Origin of the sequence: Staphylococcus sp. GDH8C109P (assembly GCF_017893405.1) — a bacterium.
Taxonomy (GTDB): Bacteria; Bacillota; Bacilli; order Staphylococcales; family Staphylococcaceae; genus Staphylococcus; species Staphylococcus cohnii.
The window spans coordinates 1-19,468 of the sequence record NZ_JAESMX010000001.1 but is presented as its reverse complement, the minus strand read 5'-3'; the positions used below and the strand labels follow the sequence as shown (position 1 = coordinate 19,468).

Sequence of the window (19,468 nt, the reverse complement as noted above, 5' to 3'; positions counted from 1 at the left end):
ACTTTATCTCCCTTTCTTATTAATTGATAAAATGGAAAGTAGTTCTTCCGTAGTTTTAATTGTAAAATCTACTTCTTCTGGTAAAGGCGTTAAATCATTTTCATTATCTTCGTTAAACCAAATGCTAATCATACCCATTGCTCTTGCTGGTGCTACATCATTAAGTGGATCATCACCAACATAAATTGTTTCTTCAGGTTTAGTTCCTAATTGCGACAGCATATCTTCAAAAATTTTAGGATGTGGTTTGCGGTAGCCTACAGTTTCAGATGTAGATAAATAATTGATACTATCTTCGATGCCTAGTGCGTGCAGTCGGAACTGCTTGATTTTCGACTTGCCATTTGCAATAACACCAGTCAAGTAACCATTTTCGGTTAATTTTTCTAAGGTATACTGTGTATCATAATATGGGAATACATATCTGTAAAAATGCATTTCAAAGTCACTAAACAAATCTTTCCAAGTTAGACGGTCTACGTGGAAATCTTTAATGAGCGCCTTATATAATTCAGGTTTGTCATGATCTTCATCATCATCTAATGCTATAAACTTACGTTTGAAGTCTTCCAATTGTATGCGTACAAAATAGTCATGAAATCTTTCAAATTGCTCTTCTATAAATTTTTCTCTAGATTTTTTTCTATCTAATAATGTTCCTTCTAAATCAAATACAATTGCTTTAACTTGAGTTAAATCCATAATTATAACCTCTTCAATCTTAGGTTTACCTTTTACTTAACCTTAATTAATAAATATCATTATATAGTATAAACCGTTTCAAGACGATAGTGATTTTTAAGTTTATTCTATGCTCCGTGGTTGAGTAATCATAAGGTAAAATAATACTGGTATGCCTAATAATGCTAAGATAATACTAGCTGGAATTTCAAAAGGGCTTAATAATGTACTCCCTAACCAGTCTGACATTACCATTACTATACCACCAATCAACATATTTAGTACCATTTGTTGTCCAAGATTGTAATGCTGACCCTGACGACGTATAAGTTGAGGAATAATCATGCCTATAAAGCCAATTATTCCCACATATGCAACAATAACTGCAGTAATCAATGACGCGATCAATAACACACCATATGTTAATAGTTGTACATTTAAACCTAAAGATGTGCCTTTCAAATACCCTAGCTGTAATATCTTAATTTTTGATATTACACTACATAAAATAATGATACCAATTAATAACGTAATGCCTATATAGATTACCTCGTTATACTCTGCAGATGAAAAACCACCAAACATATAATTCACAATATTACTCATCTTCTGTTGATTAAAAATAATCAATACATAAAGAAATGCGTTAAACAGTGCACCTATCATAATACCAGATAAGATGAGTGTTCTTATCGGATAGCCTTTAGACATAGCAGTAGTGAGTGAAATCACTGTGATTAATGTTATAACACTAAAAATGACAGAAAAGACAGGTAACCATAAAAATGACAATCCTAATACAACCGCTATACCAGACCCAAAAGTTGCGCCACTTGCTAAGCCTAATGTAAAACTATCAGCTAAAGGATTATTTAATAATGTTTGAAACATATGACCTGCTAATGTTAAACCTATACCAGCCAATAACGCTTGTAGTGTTCTAGGCACTCTAACTTGCAATAATATGGATTGTGACAATGTTTCATTAATATTTCCAATATTCCAAAGCATGCTTAACAACATACTGATAATAAGTATGACGATACAAATCATGAGTGCTTTATTATATTTCATGTCCTTGCCACGCTTTCAATAAAATCGTTCAGAAATTATGAATTATAAAAATAATTATCGTTCATTACTAAAATGGTATATATTTTTAAGATAAAAGTAAATATTGCATTACAAATTATTCATAAAAAAACGTCAATGCTATATAGTTTCTATAGTAATTGACGTTGAATTGTTAGCCAAAAACATTTAGATCTTAGGCTAATCTAACTCCGTATTTAGTGTATTATTGTTCATAAATCGCTTCTTTCAATTTTTTCAATCCATCATCGATACGCGGACCTGGTCTTGATATTTCATCACCATTAACAGCTTTAATTTTATTATTCTGTACAGCTTTAATTTGACTAAAACCACCACGTTTGCGAATCATTTTTTGATATTCAGACGATGAAACGCCCATTGTCGATATCATCAAATCTGGATTTTGCTTAATAATATCTTCTTTACTGACTTTTTGCCAGCCGTTTAAATTAGAAAAACTATTTTCTGCTTTTAATTGTGTCAACATATCATCAAAAAACGTTTGTTTTCCTGCAGTGTATATTTCAGGTTCAGATGAAATTTCCATGAAAACTTTTTGTCCTTTTGCATCATTAGGTACTGAATTTTTTACACGTTCAATATTTTGTTTTGTTTCTTTAACAAGTTTTTTAGATGCTTTTTCTTTATGCGTAATCTTACCAATTTGCATAAACGATTCATACATTTCATCAATAGATTGTGCGTCTTTCACATAAACCACTTTCACGCCGTTATCTTTTAATCCTTTAAGTACTTTATCATTCGTCGCTTTTTGAGATTCATGCGCCAAGATTAAATCTGGTTTGGCTTTCATCAATGACTCTTTATTAAGGTTCATCGCATCAAATTGTTTTTTATCTTTCACTTCTTTAGGGTAATCATCTACCGTTGAAACACCTATCACATCATCACCCAAACCGAGTTCATATAATATTTCAGTATTACTTGGCATTAAAGAAATAATACGTTTATAATTGTGACCTTCAGATTGACCATCATCATGCTTCTGGTTTGACTTAGTGCCACAAGCACTTAAAATTACTATAAAAACAAGCAACAGACATAACAATTTAGTTCTTTTTTTCATACCTTAATCTCCTAATAGTTGTTTTACTCTAAATTACCAAACTCTAATCTCAATCGTTAAGTCTATTTTATGAAATTTATTTTTCAAAATAAGCATCTAAAAATGTATATTGCTTTTCATTTTTTCCATTAAAATAATTTTTCCCAAAATTATCTAATAATGCATGAAATTCGTTAGCATCTGCATTCGTAAATGTTTCAGGCAGTTGAATATACTGCTTCAATTTTTCATAACTTTCCGTATTTGCATAACCTAATTTTTTATAAATCCTTCTGGTATAACTATCTGGAATAAAAGCGACTTCTTCAAAAATATAAACTAATAAAACATCTGCCGTTTCACTACCAATCCCCTTAACCTCTAATAAAGCATTACGCAACTGATGTTGATAATAAGATTTTATAGCTTGATAATCAAAATCAAAACATTCTAGCCAAGCAAGTATATTCAAAATCGTTCGCGCTTTATTTTTATAAAATCCACTAGACTTTATAATCGTTTGTAAAGATTCCAACTTCAAATTTAAAATATGTTCAGGATCAAATTCAGTCTTCATTTTTAATTGTTCGAGCGCATAAGCTGCATTGACCCAGTTGGTATTTTGCACTAAAATCGCTCCTAATATCACTTCGATTTTCGACTCAGCAGGCCACCAATGTTGCGAACCCATATGTGAAAATAATATTTTATATAACGACTGAGTATCTAACATATAAGCACTCCCCTCCCATTGGTCATAGTGAAATAACAAATATCAAAAAAGAGCAAGTAAGATTTGGTGATAGTACTGATGAAATTACATCAAACTATGATTAACAAATCTAAACTCGCTCTTAAATAAACGATTACTTTAATTAAATAATGATTACATCGACTCTGGCGCTGTTACACCAACAAGGTTTAATGCATTATGTAGCGTAATTCTCACTGCATCAATTAATGCAATTAACGCTTTTGTTTTTTCTAAATCATCTGTTAAGACTTTTTCATCGTTGTAAAACTTATGGAAATGCGCTGCCAAATCTTGAATATAGTTGGTCATTCTATGCGGTGCTCTGTGTGCTGCGGCATTTTCAATCGTTGATTCAAATTCTGCAATTTTTTTCATGAGTTCAATCGCTTTTTCGTTTGTGATAAACGAATAATCTGCATCAGTTGAAGGTTCAACACCTTTTTCTTTAGCTTGTTTTAATATTGAACAAATACGTGCGTGTGCATATTGTGCATAATATACCGGATTATCTTGCGATTCTTGCTTTGCTAACTCCATATCAAAATCAAAATGGGTATCAGGACTACGCATCGTTAAGAAATAACGCGCAGCATCCACGCCTACTTCATCCATGATTTCACGTAAAGTAATTGCATTTCCGGTACGCTTACTCATTTTCACTTCTTGGCCATCTTGCATTAAACGGACCATTTGCATAATTTGAATTTCAAGGCGGTCACTATCAACACCAAATGTTTCCATCGATGCTTTCAAACGCTGTATATAACCATGATGATCTGCACCAAATAAGTTTATTAATATATCATTACCACGTTCAATTTTATCAAAATGGTAAGCTATATCTGGTAAAAAGTAAGTATAATTGCCATCTTTTTTAATTAATACGCGATCTTTATCGTCTGAGAAATCAGTGGTACGTAACCATGTTGCACCATCTTCTTCATAAGTATAACCAAGCTCAGTCATTTTATTAAGTACTTGTTTGATTTCACCTGATTCATAAAGTGTTGTTTCGCTAAACCAACTATCATAGTGTGTATTAAAATCATCCAAGTCTTTTCTTAGTTTTTGCATTTCGTAGTCAACACCAAGTTGTCTGAATGTTTTAATACGTGCTTCTTCGTCTAAATCTTTTATCTCAGGCTGTTTCTCTGCTAAATCTTTACCAATATTAATGATGTCTTTCCCATGATAGCCACCTTCTGGCATTTCAAAAGAATTATCACCAAGCGCTTCAAAATAACGTGCCTCTATTGAACGTGCTAAATTGGTAATTTGATTACCAGCATCATTAATATAATATTCTCTTGTTACATTATAACCAGTTGCTTCTAATATATTAGCCAATGTGTCGCCAACTGCCGCATTACGCGCATGACCTATATGTAAATCTCCCGTAGGATTAGCAGATACATATTCTAATAAAATATTTTCACCATTTTTTTCTACTTTATGGCCAAATTGATTGCCTTTATTTATTGCTTCAGTAATAATCGCAGTCAAATAAGCACTATCTAAATAAAAATTGATAAAACCAGGCCCTGCAATATCAACTTTTTCAACTTGTGCAGCCGCTGTATCCAAATTATCAACAATTGCTGTTGCGATTTCGCGTGGATTACGTTTCGCTATTTTTGTTAAAACCATTGCTATATTTGTTGAATAATCACCATTTTTATTATCTTTTGGTATTTCAATTTTAATTTCAGGCATTTCGTTCATATCAGCAAGTTGTGCTTGTTGAATACTTTTCTTAATTTCTTCAACCAGCGTTTGCTTGACTTGTTCGATTATGTTCATTTACGGCATCTCCTTGTAAGTAATTTCATATTGATAAGACCCCATCTTCTCTTCATCTTGAATTAAATCATAATGCACTTTCAATTTTCCACCGTTATCATTTACAAAATGTAAAATAGAATGTGTATAAACGGTAAGCGGTATGCGCCCGCCACTAATTTCATACAAAGTAATCGTATCCTCGCCCTCTACAAAATGAAGGTTTAACTTAATATCACCATTGCGGATAATCTTTACCCCTGAAGTTTCAATTTTTACCGTCACGTTAACTGTTGCTCCGTCTATCTCTTCTTGATAACGAATAAAATCGGCTTTACGTTTTTGCCAAGATCCTGTAGTAGATAATGAGAATTTTTCCTTGTTATCGAATTGCTTAACAACTTGTTTCGTTTGGATTTCAACATTGTTTTCCAATGTAAGTTTCACCCTAATCTTTAAAATAATACAAACCATTATAGCATACTTGAAATATGCAAAACAGTTGCTAAAATTAATTTAAATACATAATCTGAATTTTTATAGTTAATATTACAACACATTCACTTTATTCTAAAATCACACATAATAAAAGAGTAGAAAACAAAATCAAAATTTCAATTTGATTTCGTATTTCTACCCTTTTCAATTCACACAAATATCAAACTGTGTATTATAAAACTATTAAAACACCTTAAGTGGAGTTCATATCATATAATCATTAAGAACTAAATGGTGTTTACTCTGTCTCCAAAGCTTCGCGTAATGAAGCGTCAGAGTTATTCCACATATCTTTATCATGTGATTTAAGAAACGCTGCTAATATTTTTTTATTGTGGTCGCCAATTTGGTCAATTTCAATATAATGTTTCATTGATTTATCCATCATATTCACATGTTCAGGCATACTTTTGTAACCTCTGCGAATACTTCTATTTACTAATAAATAGCAAGCTGTCAATCCAGCATAAAACGGTCCGTTTTCGCCACGTTCTGTCGTAACCCAACACAACCAATATTCTTTTGCTTCTTCACCTTCAACAGTCGCTTTATCTTTAATCCATTTGACACCTTTTTCAACACTAGAACGTGCGTGCATACCTGCAATATCAATAAATGCCTCTTCATTTGCAACATCGATAAACACAGGTGCTACGTTATCTAAACTTATAGAGCCAATATTGGTACCTTTGTGTCCATCCAGTGGATCATTTTTAATAATATTAAATTTAAATCCCTTATTTTCAGCCATCAGTGTCCACCTCCATATTAAAACAAATAGTTATGTAATCGTTAAATGATCATCATACATAAGTTGTCTCTATTAAAATTTTGCCATATTTGACAAAGCGATAAAAGTAATCAATTTTTAATTGTTTAATTCAATTCATCTAATATACTATTAATCGCATTTCTAACTTGGTCATCTTCTATATCAGAAATAAATTCTTTTGGATAATATAACTTATAGTCTTGTCTATTAATGCCTGTAATACTATGAATCACTAAGGATTGGCTACTGATTTCTCTTATTTTACCATTACGTCTCAATAAATGAATCGGTTGTCTATCTGATCCTGGACGATCATAATCATAAGGCAAGTCAGAAAATGATTCACTTACAAAGTAATAATTCGGATCTATACCTGCTTGTATAAACAAATCGGTTAATTCTGTAATTGTAATGATAGAACCATCAAATGGCATATATTTAAACAAATCACGATTAATAAATCTGCGTGACAAATCACTTAATATCGCATCATCTTCATTGATCCATGCTTTTAAGTAATAAACTACAACCGCTTCATCTAAATCTACATATTGTTCAATCGTCATAGATTCTTCAAAGAAAGGAATAAAATCAGCAGGATATTTTTTAAATGTGTAGCCTTCATTATAAAGTTGCTTTGCTCGTTTCAAACAATTGTTAAGCAACACTTCTCCACCTCGGCTAACTGGATGGAAGTATACTTGCCAATACATTTGATAACGGCTCATAATGAAGTTCTCTACTGCATGCATACCACTTTCCTTAATAAGTACTTCATCTTTTGAAGGTCTCATTAACCTCAAAATACGTTCCATGTCAAATTGCCCATAAGTAACGCCTGTAAAATATGCATCACGTTGTAAATAATCCATTCTATCAGCATCTATTTGTGAAGAAATCATAGATATAACCAATTTATTTTCATGCGTTTTATTAATAACATCAGCTACTTGTTGCGGGAAATCTTCAGAAACACATCGTAATACACTGTTTACTTCTGTCGGACCAGTAATAATTTTTTGCGTAAATTGCTCATGATCTGTATTAAAAATCTTCTCAAAGCTATGTGAAAATGGTCCATGACCTAAGTCGTGTAATAGTGCAGCACATAATGCAAGTGGACGATCATCATTATTCCATGCTTCACGACCGTCAAACGAATCATCAATTAATCTTCGAACAATCTCATATACGCCTAAAGAATGTCCGAATCTACTGTGTTCAGCGGTATGAAATGATAAGTACAATGTACCCAACTGCTTTATACGTCGTAAACGTTGAAATTCTTTCGTTTTAATCAAGTCCCAAATCACTTGGTCTCTTACATGAATATACCTATGAATGGGGTCTTTAAATACTTTTTCTTCAGGTAACTTTTGTGTAGCATAAGTTGTAAAAGTCAATGTCGTCCTCCTATTCATACCTTGTTAATGTGCAATTACTTTAAAGTTTTTCGCATCAATGCCAAATCCATTTCTTCCCCATACATCACATGCATATATGAACGCACACGTTCAAATCCTTTTTGTTCATAAAAAGATACAGCTTCATCATTCTTATTATCAACTTCTAAAAACACTTCATTATATTCATCTTGAAAATATGCCAAGCCTTCTTTCAGTAAATCAGTACCATACCCATGATGTTGCCATGAGGGTCTCACATAATGGGCTGATAAGAATAATTCAGTGCCATATATAAAATTAGCGAAACCAATAATCTGATCATCTTCTTCAATGACTAAGAATAATTGTTCTTCTAATCTTTTAAGTAAATGTTGTTCATTATATGAAGCAGCTAATAATTCATTTACAGTTTTAGCTGCATAGATATTTAAATAAGTATTATACCAAGCTTTTGTTGCTACATCTCTGATGCCTACAACATCTTCTGGCGCTGCTTTCCTAACTTTGTGCATGTTGGTTCCCCCTATTTATAGTAGGTAATAATACGCTTATTATAACATAATTTTAGTGTTCCAAATACTTAATCTATTCATATGAAAATAGCTTGGACAATATATAACAATTGACCAAACTATCTCTAAATATTATTTATTTAATGTAACTTGCCATTCTTGTGCGCGGTTTAATGCGTATGAGTCTTTATCAATATCTCCTGGTTTTTCAGCAGTTCCAATGATATAACCAGATAGTGTAGCACCTAAAAATTCTAAGCTATATTTCATTTGGGTGATACATGGTTTTGCTTTTACTTTTGGAAAATCTCCACCGACAATAATAAGACGAAAATCTTTCTCGGCCATTTTCGCTTTAAAATCTTTATAATTAGGGTCCATTAAAGTTTCAGACCAATGATCAATGAATGATTTCAAAGAAGCAGATACACTATACCAATAAACAGGCGATGCAAAGATAATAGTATCACTGGCTAACACTTGGTCTATAATTTTTTTATAATCATCTTTATAAGCATCTATTGTTGTCCCGTCATGCCTTACATCTCTTACTGGATTCAATTGATACTGCGTTAAATCAAACCATTTGTAGTCGTGTCCTGATAAGGCCATTTTAGTCAATCGAGCAGTATTCCCCTCCGGACGACTGCCCCCGAACAAAACTGTAATCATAATAATCTCCTTTTAATACTTTTCATATATTAAAATATTTCATTAGCGATATCTTAATAATCTTACACAAAAATTCATAAATATAACATGCGCTTACAATATTATATTATAGCATTAAATGATTTGAAGGAAAATTTATAAATTTATATATTTCAATTTAAATTTTAAAAGTCTATAAAATGGGAGTAGGACAGCAATCTAATTTTATTAAAAAGACTTCGTCGTCCCACCCCCGAAAATAATGACTAGAATTGAAAACGTATAAATACATCACCTGAGCTAGCTCATGCATAACTCCCACTACCCCAATAAATTGTGAAGTGGGAGTAAAATTTTCAATTAAGTCTTCTACTGACAATTTGAAACAGTCTGGACATCATTGATTCGTCCCAGACGCATTGTATTATTTTCTAGGAAATAATTGGTTTATTTTTTCAATTTCTTCTTTAGTTAAATTAACCTCTAACGTCGTTAAATTATCCACGACTTGATGTGGTTGTTTTGCACCAGGAATCACGACATCCAATGAAGGCTGAGTTAAATAGAATGCAAGTACAATATGTGCAACATCTACGTTATGATTATCTGCAATACCTCTTAACTCATCAATTTTCGCTAAATTTTCTTTGAATTTTTCCCCTTGGAATTCTGGATTCTTAGCACGAATATCATCAAATTGTGTATTTTCATTATATTTACCGGCTAAAAGACCTGATACTAAAGGGAAATATGGAATAAATGTAATTTGATTTTCTTTTGTATATTCAAACACATCTTCATTCTCACGATTTAGCAAATTGTATTCCATTTGTACAACATCAACATAGCCATCTTTATTCGCTTCTTTTAGTTGATCTAATGTAAAGTTAGAAACGCCTATAGCTTTAATCTTGCCTTCATCTTTTAAATCTTTTAATGCGGCAACCGCTTGATCTTTAGGCGTCGTGTCGTCTGGAAAATGAATATAATACAAATCAATATAATCTACTTGAAGACGTTTTAAGCTTTTTTCCACCTGGTCTTTAAGAAAATCTGGATCATTAGACATTTTCACATTACCATCTTCATCAAAGTAATGTGCACCTTTTGTGGCAATTGCAAACTCGTCTCTTGCAAATTCTTTAACCGCTTCTCCAACCAATTCTTCAGAACGTTCTGGACCATAGATATATGCTGTATCTAACAATGTAATACCATTTCTAACTGCAGTGCGAACTGTTTCTTTACCTTTTTCTTCGTCTAAATCATTATAAAAATTATGTCCACCAACAGCGTTTGTACCTAGAGCAATCGATGATACCATCACATTTGATTTTCCTAATTGAACTTTTTCCGTCAAAACAATCCAACTCCTTATATTTTAATTTTTAAATGTTTATAGAATCTCTGACTCACAGGGATTCTGTATATCTTTGTTTGAAAGAGAGTATGACCATACAATCAACAATCGCTTGAACTGCTGAATACTATAGTATATCTCTACCCTTTTTCATTTAGTTTAATAACGTGGTGATACACATAGCATAAATGCACATAACCTAAATATTCAGATTCGCATCATATGTCATCGTGACGATTTATTGTGTTAACTAGTGCCTCTATGTCATTTATCGTCTTGTAATTCTGTTATTTCAAATATCGCTAACATGGCTCATTTTGAATATATATGTTTTAACGTATCGTGGTGAAGTAACTATATTAAGTTGTTAAATAACTTTTCTACCTCTACTCAAAATTTAGCATGTTTTTGATGAAACCTTGAAGTAAAATGCTTGAAAATTACATTGCAAAAATTTAACCATTATTGGAAGCAGGACAGAAACCGAATTTTATTAAAAAGATTTCATCGCTTACCTAATTAAGTATGACTACAATTGAAAAAAGCAGGATGCAATACATGTACATCCTACTTTTGAATCATGGTTTATTTGATTGTTGTGATACATTTTTAAAGTGTCCATTTAATTAATGTAGATGCATATGATAATCCGCCACCAAAACCAACTAACAACATGAGATCACCTTTTTTGAGTTGCTGTGCTTGAACAGCTAGGTCAATCGATAATGGAATCGTTGCCGATGACGTATTACCATAATATTTAAGACTCATTAGCGCTTTATCTTTTGATAGATTGGCCTTTTCACATATTGATTCTATCATTCTAGCATTAGCACTGTGTGGCGCAAACCAATCTATATCTTCTTTTTTATAATTCGTGTTACGCATTGTCTCTTCAATAATATTCGGAACATTGCTAACAGCCCATTTATATACCCCACGACCATTTTGTACAATATGGCCAGGATTTTGTAAATCTTCGCCAAACATTGTATGAGAAAGTTCCGAACAATATAAATGATGTCCTTTGTCACCATCCGAGCCAGCACTACTAGATATAAAGCTCGTTTCATCTTCACTGTATTCTACTAAAAATACTCCTGCACCATCTCCAAACAATATACACGTATTGCGGTCTGAGTAATCTGTAATTCGTGATAATGTTTCTGCGCCAATGACTAACACTTTTTTATTTTGACCAGATGTAATCAGACCATTAGCGATATTCAAACCATAAGCAAAACCTGCACAAGCTGCATTAATATCAATAGCCCCTGCATTTTTCAAACCTAATTTTGCTTGCACATAAGATGCAACACTAGGTGTTTTATAGTCTGGTGTCAACGTAGCATTGATGATCATATCAACATCATTTAATTCCACTTGATATTTCTCTTGTAAATCTAACACTGCTTTATAACTGATATCACTCGTATATTCATCTTCAGCTACGATTCTTCTTTCAACAATTCCAGTTCTCTGTTGGATCCATGCATCAGACGTATCAACAATCTTCTCAAAATCCTGATTATTCATTATTTTCTCTGGTACATAAGCACCTTGTGCAGTAATTTTTGCAAATGAATTCATATCATAACTCCTTTTATCAATCTGTAACTTTGAAATTTCAAATCTTATTTTAATCATACTTATCTTACAACGAATGATAAAATTAAAATTCATAATTTGTCTTCACGTCAAAAATTAATTAAATAAATTATTAAATTGAGATAACGCTAAATTATTATAACTTTCAATATCAAATTCTTTATATTCAGGATTATTATTATTCAAAAATTGCTCTATACCTTCAGCTAATGACTTTGCGTCATCATCTTTCAACATACCATATTCATCATTACCTAAAATTTCTCTAGTAACTTCTAAATCAGTTGAAAGTACATTTTTTTTGAGTGCTAAGGCTTCTAATAGAACTAATCCTTGACCTTCATAATGTGACGATAATACAAATAAGTCAGCCCTGTTAATTAAACTAAATGGGTTAGTTTGATGACCTAATAAATATACTCTTTCAGTAAGCCCATAATTATGAATTAGTGTTTCTAAATTAGTTCTTTCTTTTCCCTCACCTAAAATATATAACATAGCCTCTGGATATTCATTTGAGAGTATATAAAAAGCCTCTATCAAGTTATCAAACCCTTTTTCTGGGGATAATCTACCACTTGCAAATATATTAAAATTATTAGTATCAAAATTGATTATTTCTATTCCTGAAGGAGAATTTCCTATAATTAACAACTTATTTTCAGCTTCAGTTTTTATAATATTTTTATCATTATCTATGTCACCATTTATCTTTTTGAAATCCAACATATTGTTCACTGTCACAAATTTCGAATCAACTTTAAGTTTCTTCAATTTTTGTTTGTTAATTTTATGAATATTTTCTGAAACATTTATCAATTTATCAAATTTTGGATACAAAGTCATTAACCCTTTGAGATTGATTATATGAGGTCTTCTGTTTCCTACAACTTTAACTAAATCCTCCACCATGTCACTGTGTAAATAAACGAATTTCTTCTTCGAAGGAGTGGCTAATAATAAATTTGACCAAAACATGGAATACCCACTAAAATCCATAACATAATCAAACTTACTGTTTCCAAATAATCTTCTGAATTCTCTCTGATATGCTTTCTGAGGGAATATTTTTTCTTCTCTTTTAGAAATCATCCCTCTATCTCTTACATAGTTATTTCTGTAATTTTCTATGAATGTAGCGAAAAAGCCTCCGTTTCTTAAAATTATTTTTACATTCTTATTTACATTATATAAATTATCAAGTGTTATTTTATTAGTCCTTCTTTGTAAGAAAATAGTAACTTCAAACCGATTATAATTTATATTTTCTAAAAGATTTAATAAAGAACTTGTGATACCATTATTTACTAATCCACCCGCATAAATTAATAGTTTTTCTTTATTTATTTGTTCACCATTTTTTATTTGTTTATCAAATATACGAGTTACGATTCTTTTCGTTACATTGCCATCATCAAATGGAACATAAGTTTTTTTGTATTTTTCATATAATTCATTATATTTTTCATTATTATATAAACGATCGTTAATAGTTTTTATCAAATTTTCAATATTTGTAGTTGTTGGGCCTGGTAATGAATCAACATCCATATACAAGCCACGTTCTTTTGTATATTTTTCATAGTCTGAAGTGTAAAAAATAATAGGTTTATTCGTTACAAGAAAATCGAAAAATATACTTGAATAATCAGTAACCAATAAGTCAGCTATACTTAGTATTTCATTTGGGTCTAATGTATCTGGTATTAAATATTTTTCAAACCTGCCATCTTCTATTATATTTTGATATAAAAATGGATGTACCTTTAATAAAATATTATACTCAGTACTTTCATCAAGTTTTTGTACACTATTGAACAATTCATCAATATTGTCAGCTGGATCCATAAAGTCACCACGATAAGTTGGTGCGAACAACAAATTTTTAGGTCTATTAAACTTGATTTTTTTATTTTCGGCTAAAATTTCATTTTTCATTTCAGATTTGGATTTATTTAAAGTTAGATCTGTTCTAGGGTATCCATCTTCTAATATCTCCCCTTCGTATATACCATCTAATTGGAATGCTCTTTTAAAAATACTAGTTGTATGTTTATTTTGAGTTAATAGGTACTCAGTATGTAAAAAATTACGTGTTAAATTTTGGACTGCAACTAAACTATTTTCCAAATCTAAACCTAAGTATTTTAAAGGGGTTCCGTGCCATGTATTTATATATATTTGTTCTGGTTTTGCACAAAAATAAATAGAAAATGATGAATTGTTTATTAAATATTTACATTGTGCTAACTCTTTTAGATATTCTTGGCCATGTATAACTACAAAATCCACTTGTTTTAAGTGCTTATATTTCTTTTTATAATATTTTCTAACTTCATTACTTTCACAAGCCCAAACGTGAGTATAATCTTTATATTTAGGGTTAGATAAAATATATTTAAAAATTGCATATGGAGAATCTGACATACTTTTTCCATCTCTTGATTGATATAAAATTCTGTTATTTTTTACACTTAATTGTTCGTAATATTTAGCATAATCCATAATTATACTTATATTATTCATACCATAATAAGATGTGATAGGCCTCATTAAAAAATCAATTTTTCTATTCGCATGTACAACTAATTTCCCTTTAACAGATAAATCTTCATAATTATTTGTCACCCTAATTTTCCTCCCAAAAATCATTACTTTTAAATTACTAAGTTTTAAAAATAATTACCTAAATTATGCTTTATGAAAAGAAAAAAATTCAAGCACTTCAATATCAAAGCACGTATTCCCATACATTTTTTTATTTTTATTTAAATTAATAATATTTTAACGCTAGCATAATTTTGATTATTACAATATTAACCTGAACTTAATAATTAATATTAAATACTATATCACAATAGTTAATTTAAAAACAACAACATTTTAATTATGGATATAAACAAAATTTTATATGAAAATATTATGGAATTAAATAAGTAACTGGTGCCATTTTAATTTGACACCAGTTACCCACTTCATTCTATTAAATTTGCAGTCATACTTTTCTTCTTAGCTAATTTTTCTTTCAGCTTACGATCTTGTTCTTCCTTACGTCGTTTACGTTCCTCATTGCGTTTTCTAAGGCGCTCTTCCTCTTCTGGATCTCTTGGTTTTTGCAATTGTTTTTCAATTTTTTCCATAAGCTCATCTTCAGATAAGGCTGCTAATGGGCGATTATTAACAAATGCAAAAGTTTTACGTCGACCAGGTCCACAATACGATTGACAACCAATTTCTATTTCTGCATTAGGATCTAATTTTGTTAATTTTTTCTCCAAAGATTTACAATTAACGCCCTGACAATCATCGCAGATTAAAAATTTATTTTGCAAAATCAATCACCCTCACCTTTCCATTCATAAATGATTAACACATTTTATATTATTCTATGTAAAATATACACATAATTGCTTATCCAAAGTCACATTAATACGTTTATAATAATAAATACAACTCTAATTATTTTACTCTATTTAAGAATTTTTTCAAGTTCTTCCTCAAAAGTATATAACTTGGTCATGAAAGCATATAATTAAACGTTTATGATATATACTTTTACTATATGCTTTGTCATTTATTATAAAAATCAAACCAAAAAGCGGCTGGACAAATTAATTGTCGCAGCCGTTGTACTTCTCAATTTATTGAGTTAGTAAGTCTAGTACATGAGATTCAGCTCAGTAAAGCATCAACTCTAATCAACCATGTCTGTTTAAGACAACGTAACCATTTAAAGATTGGATTTCTGTCTTATTCCTTTCATTCAAGCTTATTGCCCATGATAAATACTAAACTCTAGCGGTTTCACTTCATTTTCTAACCATTCTTTATAAATTGATTGTTTATCTACTTCATTATTAATAATTGTGATACCGCAATCGCCGCCACCTGCACCTGAAGTTTTAGCAGCACCACCATATTTTTCAGCTACAGAGCATAACACTTTCAAATGCGCAGTTTCAATATCGATTGTCGCCTCATTATCCATAGATTGAATAATTTCACGATTCATACGAATCATTTGCTGTACACCTTTGATATGATTGGTTTTAAAGGCATGAATCAATTTCTCCACACAAGCATGAGAACGTTCTAAAAATTTCCCATAAAACGTAGGATCAGATTTCAAACGTTTTACTTCGCTAACTAAATGATGCGAAGACGCAGGTGATCCTGTCCATCCAATTAAAACTTCCATATTTTCTGGTGGTTGAAGTGGTTCAATATGTAAACCTGGCCAGTTTTTATTTAATACTTCGTTAACAGATGTATCTTCAATTTGTTGTGATACCCACTCATGATCAAAAGTACTATAAGCAAGCCAACCTGTGTATACACTGACAGCGATATCCCCACAAGAACTCAAACTTTGTAATTTCATATTTGCAATCACTGCAAGTTTATAAATATAAAGATTTGATAAATGCATTTCATAAAATTCATTTAAAGCTTTTACTACAGATACTAGTACCGCTGCACTTGAACCTAAACCGTATTTATGACCATTAGCATCATCTAAATTACTATCTATTGTTAAATTAAAATGTTTTAAGTCAATGTGATTGCTACTCACAAATTGCTCAAAAACTTCTATAGCTATGATAACGTATTTTAATTGTTTTGCTGCATGTAAATCAGATACGACTATCTTATCTTCTTCCCTTTGAAAGGTAACTGGCTCATGATGTAACGTTTTTGAATGGATTGTACCTTCTGGAGCATTAGAATCCTCAATTGAAGCTGTTACAAATCTATTAACAGCTATTAATACAGATTTATATCCAGGTTCAGTAACAGCATATTCACCTGCAATATAGAGCTTACCTGGCGCTTTTACTTGAATCATGTTATCTCTTCCTTACTCAATAATTTCAACACCTGTACGTGTAATGTCACTTGCAATAATTTGATCATCATTAAATGATTTTTGTAATACATCAATAACTGCCTGTTGATTTTTCTTTTCTACTAAAATTTTAACATTGGGCCCTGCGTCCATTGTAAAATAACAAGGATAACCAGCTTCACGACATTGATGTACAATATCCATGGCTAAATAACTATCTTCTACCATGTATGTAAAAGGAGGCTGTGAACCTAAATTTGTTGCATGCATTCTCAAACCATTCGCCTCGATAACTTCTCCTAAATACTTAAAATCTTTGTCATCAATCGCATGTTTAACTGACGCTATGTCTTCATCTACGTGATCTAACCAGTATTGGTAAAAACGAGATGTATCACGCGTATGTGACATACCGGCACGACTAGAAACTTTTTTTGTTTTATTATTGATTACTACAAATATCATAGATAAATCATCTTCCCAGTGATCTGCATCAATCGGAAAACTGTATGATGTTGCATCATCATAACCTTTTTCCCACTCTACAAAACCTCCATAAATACTTCTAGAGGCTGATCCTGACCCTCTTCGAGCAAGTCTAGATAATGCTTTACCCGTTAATCCAAGTTTTAAAGCTTCATTACATGCTGCTGCTAACGCGGCATAAGCACTTGCTGATGAAGCTAAACCTGCAGCTGTTGGTACGAAATTATCACTTTCGATATGTGCATACATAGATGTTTTACCCAGATCTCTAACAATATCCATAAAATGACGTATTTTAGTTGCTTCAGAATCATCTACTGTTTGTCCATTTAAAATCAATATATCTTTAGTATATTGTTCAGAAAAAGTTACCTTAGTCTCTGTATAAAAACGATCTAATGTTACCGACAAGCTATTATTCATCGGAATAATGTAGGCTTCATCAGCTTTTCCCCAATATTTAATCAGTGCAATATTTGTATGTGCACGTGCTTTGCCACTACTAACCACCTTACTAACCTCCTAAATATTCAATCCAAGTATGATGTGCACCCAATGATTGCGCACTGTCCACAATTTTTTCCGCCGTTTCTAAAGTAGAAGCGAGAACAATCATACTTCCGCCTCTACCTCCTCCAGTTAATTTACCAGCAATCGCGCCTTGCTTTTTACTTACTTCTAACAACTGTTCAATTTTTTCGTGACTAACAGTGAGTGTTCTTAAATTCTCTTGGCACAAATTAAAAACAGTAGCAAGTTGTTCAAAGTTATGGTGTTCTATAGAATCTCGTGCTTCATATACCAATTTGCCGATATGTTCGACAAAGCTAAGATACCCGCTATCTGCTTTACATAAATTATGTACATCTTCTACTGCTTGTTTCGTTGAACCACGAATACCAGTGTCTATTACAACCATATATCCATTTAAATCTAATGGTTTCAAGGTAGTAACTTCACCTTTTTGAAACCAAACTGGCTTGTTGGATACTATGGTTTGTGTATCTATGCCACTTGGTTTGCCGTGCGCAATACGTTCTGCCCAATTTGCTTCTTCTATCAATACTGCATCCGTTAAAGGCTTATTTATATAATCAAAACTTGCACGTACAAATGCAACTGCCATTGCTGCACTCGATCCTAAACCTCTCGATGGTGGCAAGTTCGTATCTATAGAAACTTTTATGGGTGTTTCAATATCATATTTATCAATAAATCTCGTTATCACTGATTTTAAGTGTTCAGGTGCGTAAGCCAATTCACCGTCATAAACTTCACTTTTGATATAGGAAGATTCAGTCACATTTAAAGATTCAATTAATGCACTCACTCTTCCTGTCGTAAATGGAATCGCAATTGCAGGCTCTCCAAATGTCACCGCGTGCTCACCTATTAAAATCACCTTGCCATTCGCTTCCCCATAACCTTGTTGTGCCATATTTTCAATCACCTTTAGTATTTTCTTTAAATTTAAATAATATATGCTTTGCACCGCGATTTTTTTGTTAATCTTAATGTCATTCCTAGTTATCTTAACATTTCCCAGGAAATTCTGTGTTTAATAGCATCTAGCTAGCGTATTCATATCTTTTCATTTTTAATCAAAAAAGAAGTTACGCGCATTTTTTACACAACTCAATCAATTTTACACAAATCAAATTATATTATCTCACAAATTTCATATATTGACATACGACTCAAGCCATAGTTTTTTTAAATTTGTACCAAAATTGAACAAAATGAGCAAAAAGTTAATACCTGCTACTAATTATAAACAATACTTATTTATTATAAAACGCGATGAACTATTATTCAAAAACTTCACTTTATTTTATTAATTTATTTTTGATTTTTAACGTATACTTTCACTATATTACTTATTTAATTACTATAATTCAACAAATAATAGTAATATCTTCCATTATGCAATTATAAATCAAAACCACCCGTATAA

Annotated in this window: 17 protein-coding genes; all 17 read right to left on the bottom strand. The window is 31.4% G+C overall.

All coding sequences use genetic code 11. The features are described from left to right. Window positions 1-3: 3 nt before the first annotated feature. The gene (locus KA867_RS00085; protein ID WP_107386216.1) at window positions 4-702 is read right to left on the bottom strand and encodes an HAD family hydrolase; all 699 of its coding nucleotides are present in this window, start codon (window positions 700-702) and stop codon (window positions 4-6) included. Between the two features lie 102 nt (window positions 703-804). Continuing rightward, a complete protein-coding gene (locus KA867_RS00080) occupies window positions 805-1,755 on the bottom strand; it encodes a FecCD family ABC transporter permease (RefSeq protein ID WP_210136650.1) in 951 nt (316 codons plus the stop codon). Between the two features lie 223 nt (window positions 1,756-1,978). Beyond that, window positions 1,979-2,863 carry an ABC transporter substrate-binding protein gene (locus tag KA867_RS00075; protein WP_210136649.1) on the bottom strand — a complete coding sequence of 295 codons (885 nt, stop codon included), beginning with the start codon at window positions 2,861-2,863 and terminating at the stop codon, window positions 1,979-1,981. 76 nt (window positions 2,864-2,939) lie between these two features. Then, complete coding sequence (locus tag KA867_RS00070; RefSeq protein ID WP_210136648.1) at window positions 2,940-3,575, bottom strand: endonuclease III domain-containing protein; 636 nt, start codon at window positions 3,573-3,575, stop codon at window positions 2,940-2,942. A 153-nt stretch (window positions 3,576-3,728) separates the two neighbouring features. Continuing rightward, entirely contained in the window at window positions 3,729-5,396 is a 1,668-nt protein-coding gene (argS, locus tag KA867_RS00065) for an arginine--tRNA ligase (RefSeq protein WP_210136647.1), read from the bottom strand. Further along, window positions 5,397-5,810, bottom strand: coding sequence for a YwiB family protein (locus KA867_RS00060; protein WP_019468431.1), 414 nt, complete (start codon window positions 5,808-5,810; stop codon window positions 5,397-5,399). Between the two features lie 301 nt (window positions 5,811-6,111). Further along, window positions 6,112-6,624, bottom strand: a complete 513-nt coding sequence (locus KA867_RS00055) for a YwhD family protein (RefSeq protein WP_210136646.1) — start codon at window positions 6,622-6,624, stop codon at window positions 6,112-6,114. 125 nt (window positions 6,625-6,749) lie between these two features. Then, window positions 6,750-8,066, bottom strand: a complete 1,317-nt coding sequence (locus tag KA867_RS00050) for an HD domain-containing protein (RefSeq protein WP_210136645.1) — start codon at window positions 8,064-8,066, stop codon at window positions 6,750-6,752. Window positions 8,067-8,083: 17 nt separating this feature from the next. Next, window positions 8,084-8,563 carry a GNAT family N-acetyltransferase gene (locus KA867_RS00045; protein ID WP_019468434.1) on the bottom strand — a complete coding sequence of 160 codons (480 nt, stop codon included), beginning with the start codon at window positions 8,561-8,563 and terminating at the stop codon, window positions 8,084-8,086. A gap of 132 nt (window positions 8,564-8,695) precedes the next feature. After that, on the bottom strand, window positions 8,696-9,235 hold the full coding sequence (locus KA867_RS00040) for a flavodoxin family protein (RefSeq protein ID WP_210136644.1): 540 nt from the start codon (window positions 9,233-9,235) through the stop codon (window positions 8,696-8,698). A 403-nt stretch (window positions 9,236-9,638) separates the two neighbouring features. Further along, a complete protein-coding gene (locus KA867_RS00035; RefSeq protein ID WP_210136643.1) occupies window positions 9,639-10,574 on the bottom strand; it encodes an aldo/keto reductase in 936 nt (311 codons plus the stop codon). A gap of 609 nt (window positions 10,575-11,183) precedes the next feature. Then, complete coding sequence (locus tag KA867_RS00030) at window positions 11,184-12,164, bottom strand: ketoacyl-ACP synthase III (RefSeq protein WP_210136642.1); 981 nt, start codon at window positions 12,162-12,164, stop codon at window positions 11,184-11,186. 114 nt (window positions 12,165-12,278) lie between these two features. After that, window positions 12,279-14,810, bottom strand: coding sequence for a CDP-glycerol glycerophosphotransferase family protein (locus KA867_RS00025; RefSeq protein ID WP_210136641.1), 2,532 nt, complete (start codon window positions 14,808-14,810; stop codon window positions 12,279-12,281). Between the two features lie 347 nt (window positions 14,811-15,157). Next, entirely contained in the window at window positions 15,158-15,514 is a 357-nt protein-coding gene (locus tag KA867_RS00020; RefSeq protein WP_210136640.1) for a YuzB family protein, read from the bottom strand. Window positions 15,515-15,951: 437 nt separating this feature from the next. After that, window positions 15,952-17,028, bottom strand: a complete 1,077-nt coding sequence (locus tag KA867_RS00015; RefSeq protein ID WP_210136639.1) for a phosphomevalonate kinase — start codon at window positions 17,026-17,028, stop codon at window positions 15,952-15,954. A gap of 12 nt (window positions 17,029-17,040) precedes the next feature. After that, the gene (mvaD, locus tag KA867_RS00010; protein ID WP_210136638.1) at window positions 17,041-18,024 is read right to left on the bottom strand and encodes a diphosphomevalonate decarboxylase; all 984 of its coding nucleotides are present in this window, start codon (window positions 18,022-18,024) and stop codon (window positions 17,041-17,043) included. Between the two features lie 4 nt (window positions 18,025-18,028). Further along, window positions 18,029-18,952, bottom strand: a complete 924-nt coding sequence (gene mvk, locus KA867_RS00005; protein WP_210136637.1) for a mevalonate kinase — start codon at window positions 18,950-18,952, stop codon at window positions 18,029-18,031. Between the last annotated feature and the right edge of the window lie 516 nt (window positions 18,953-19,468).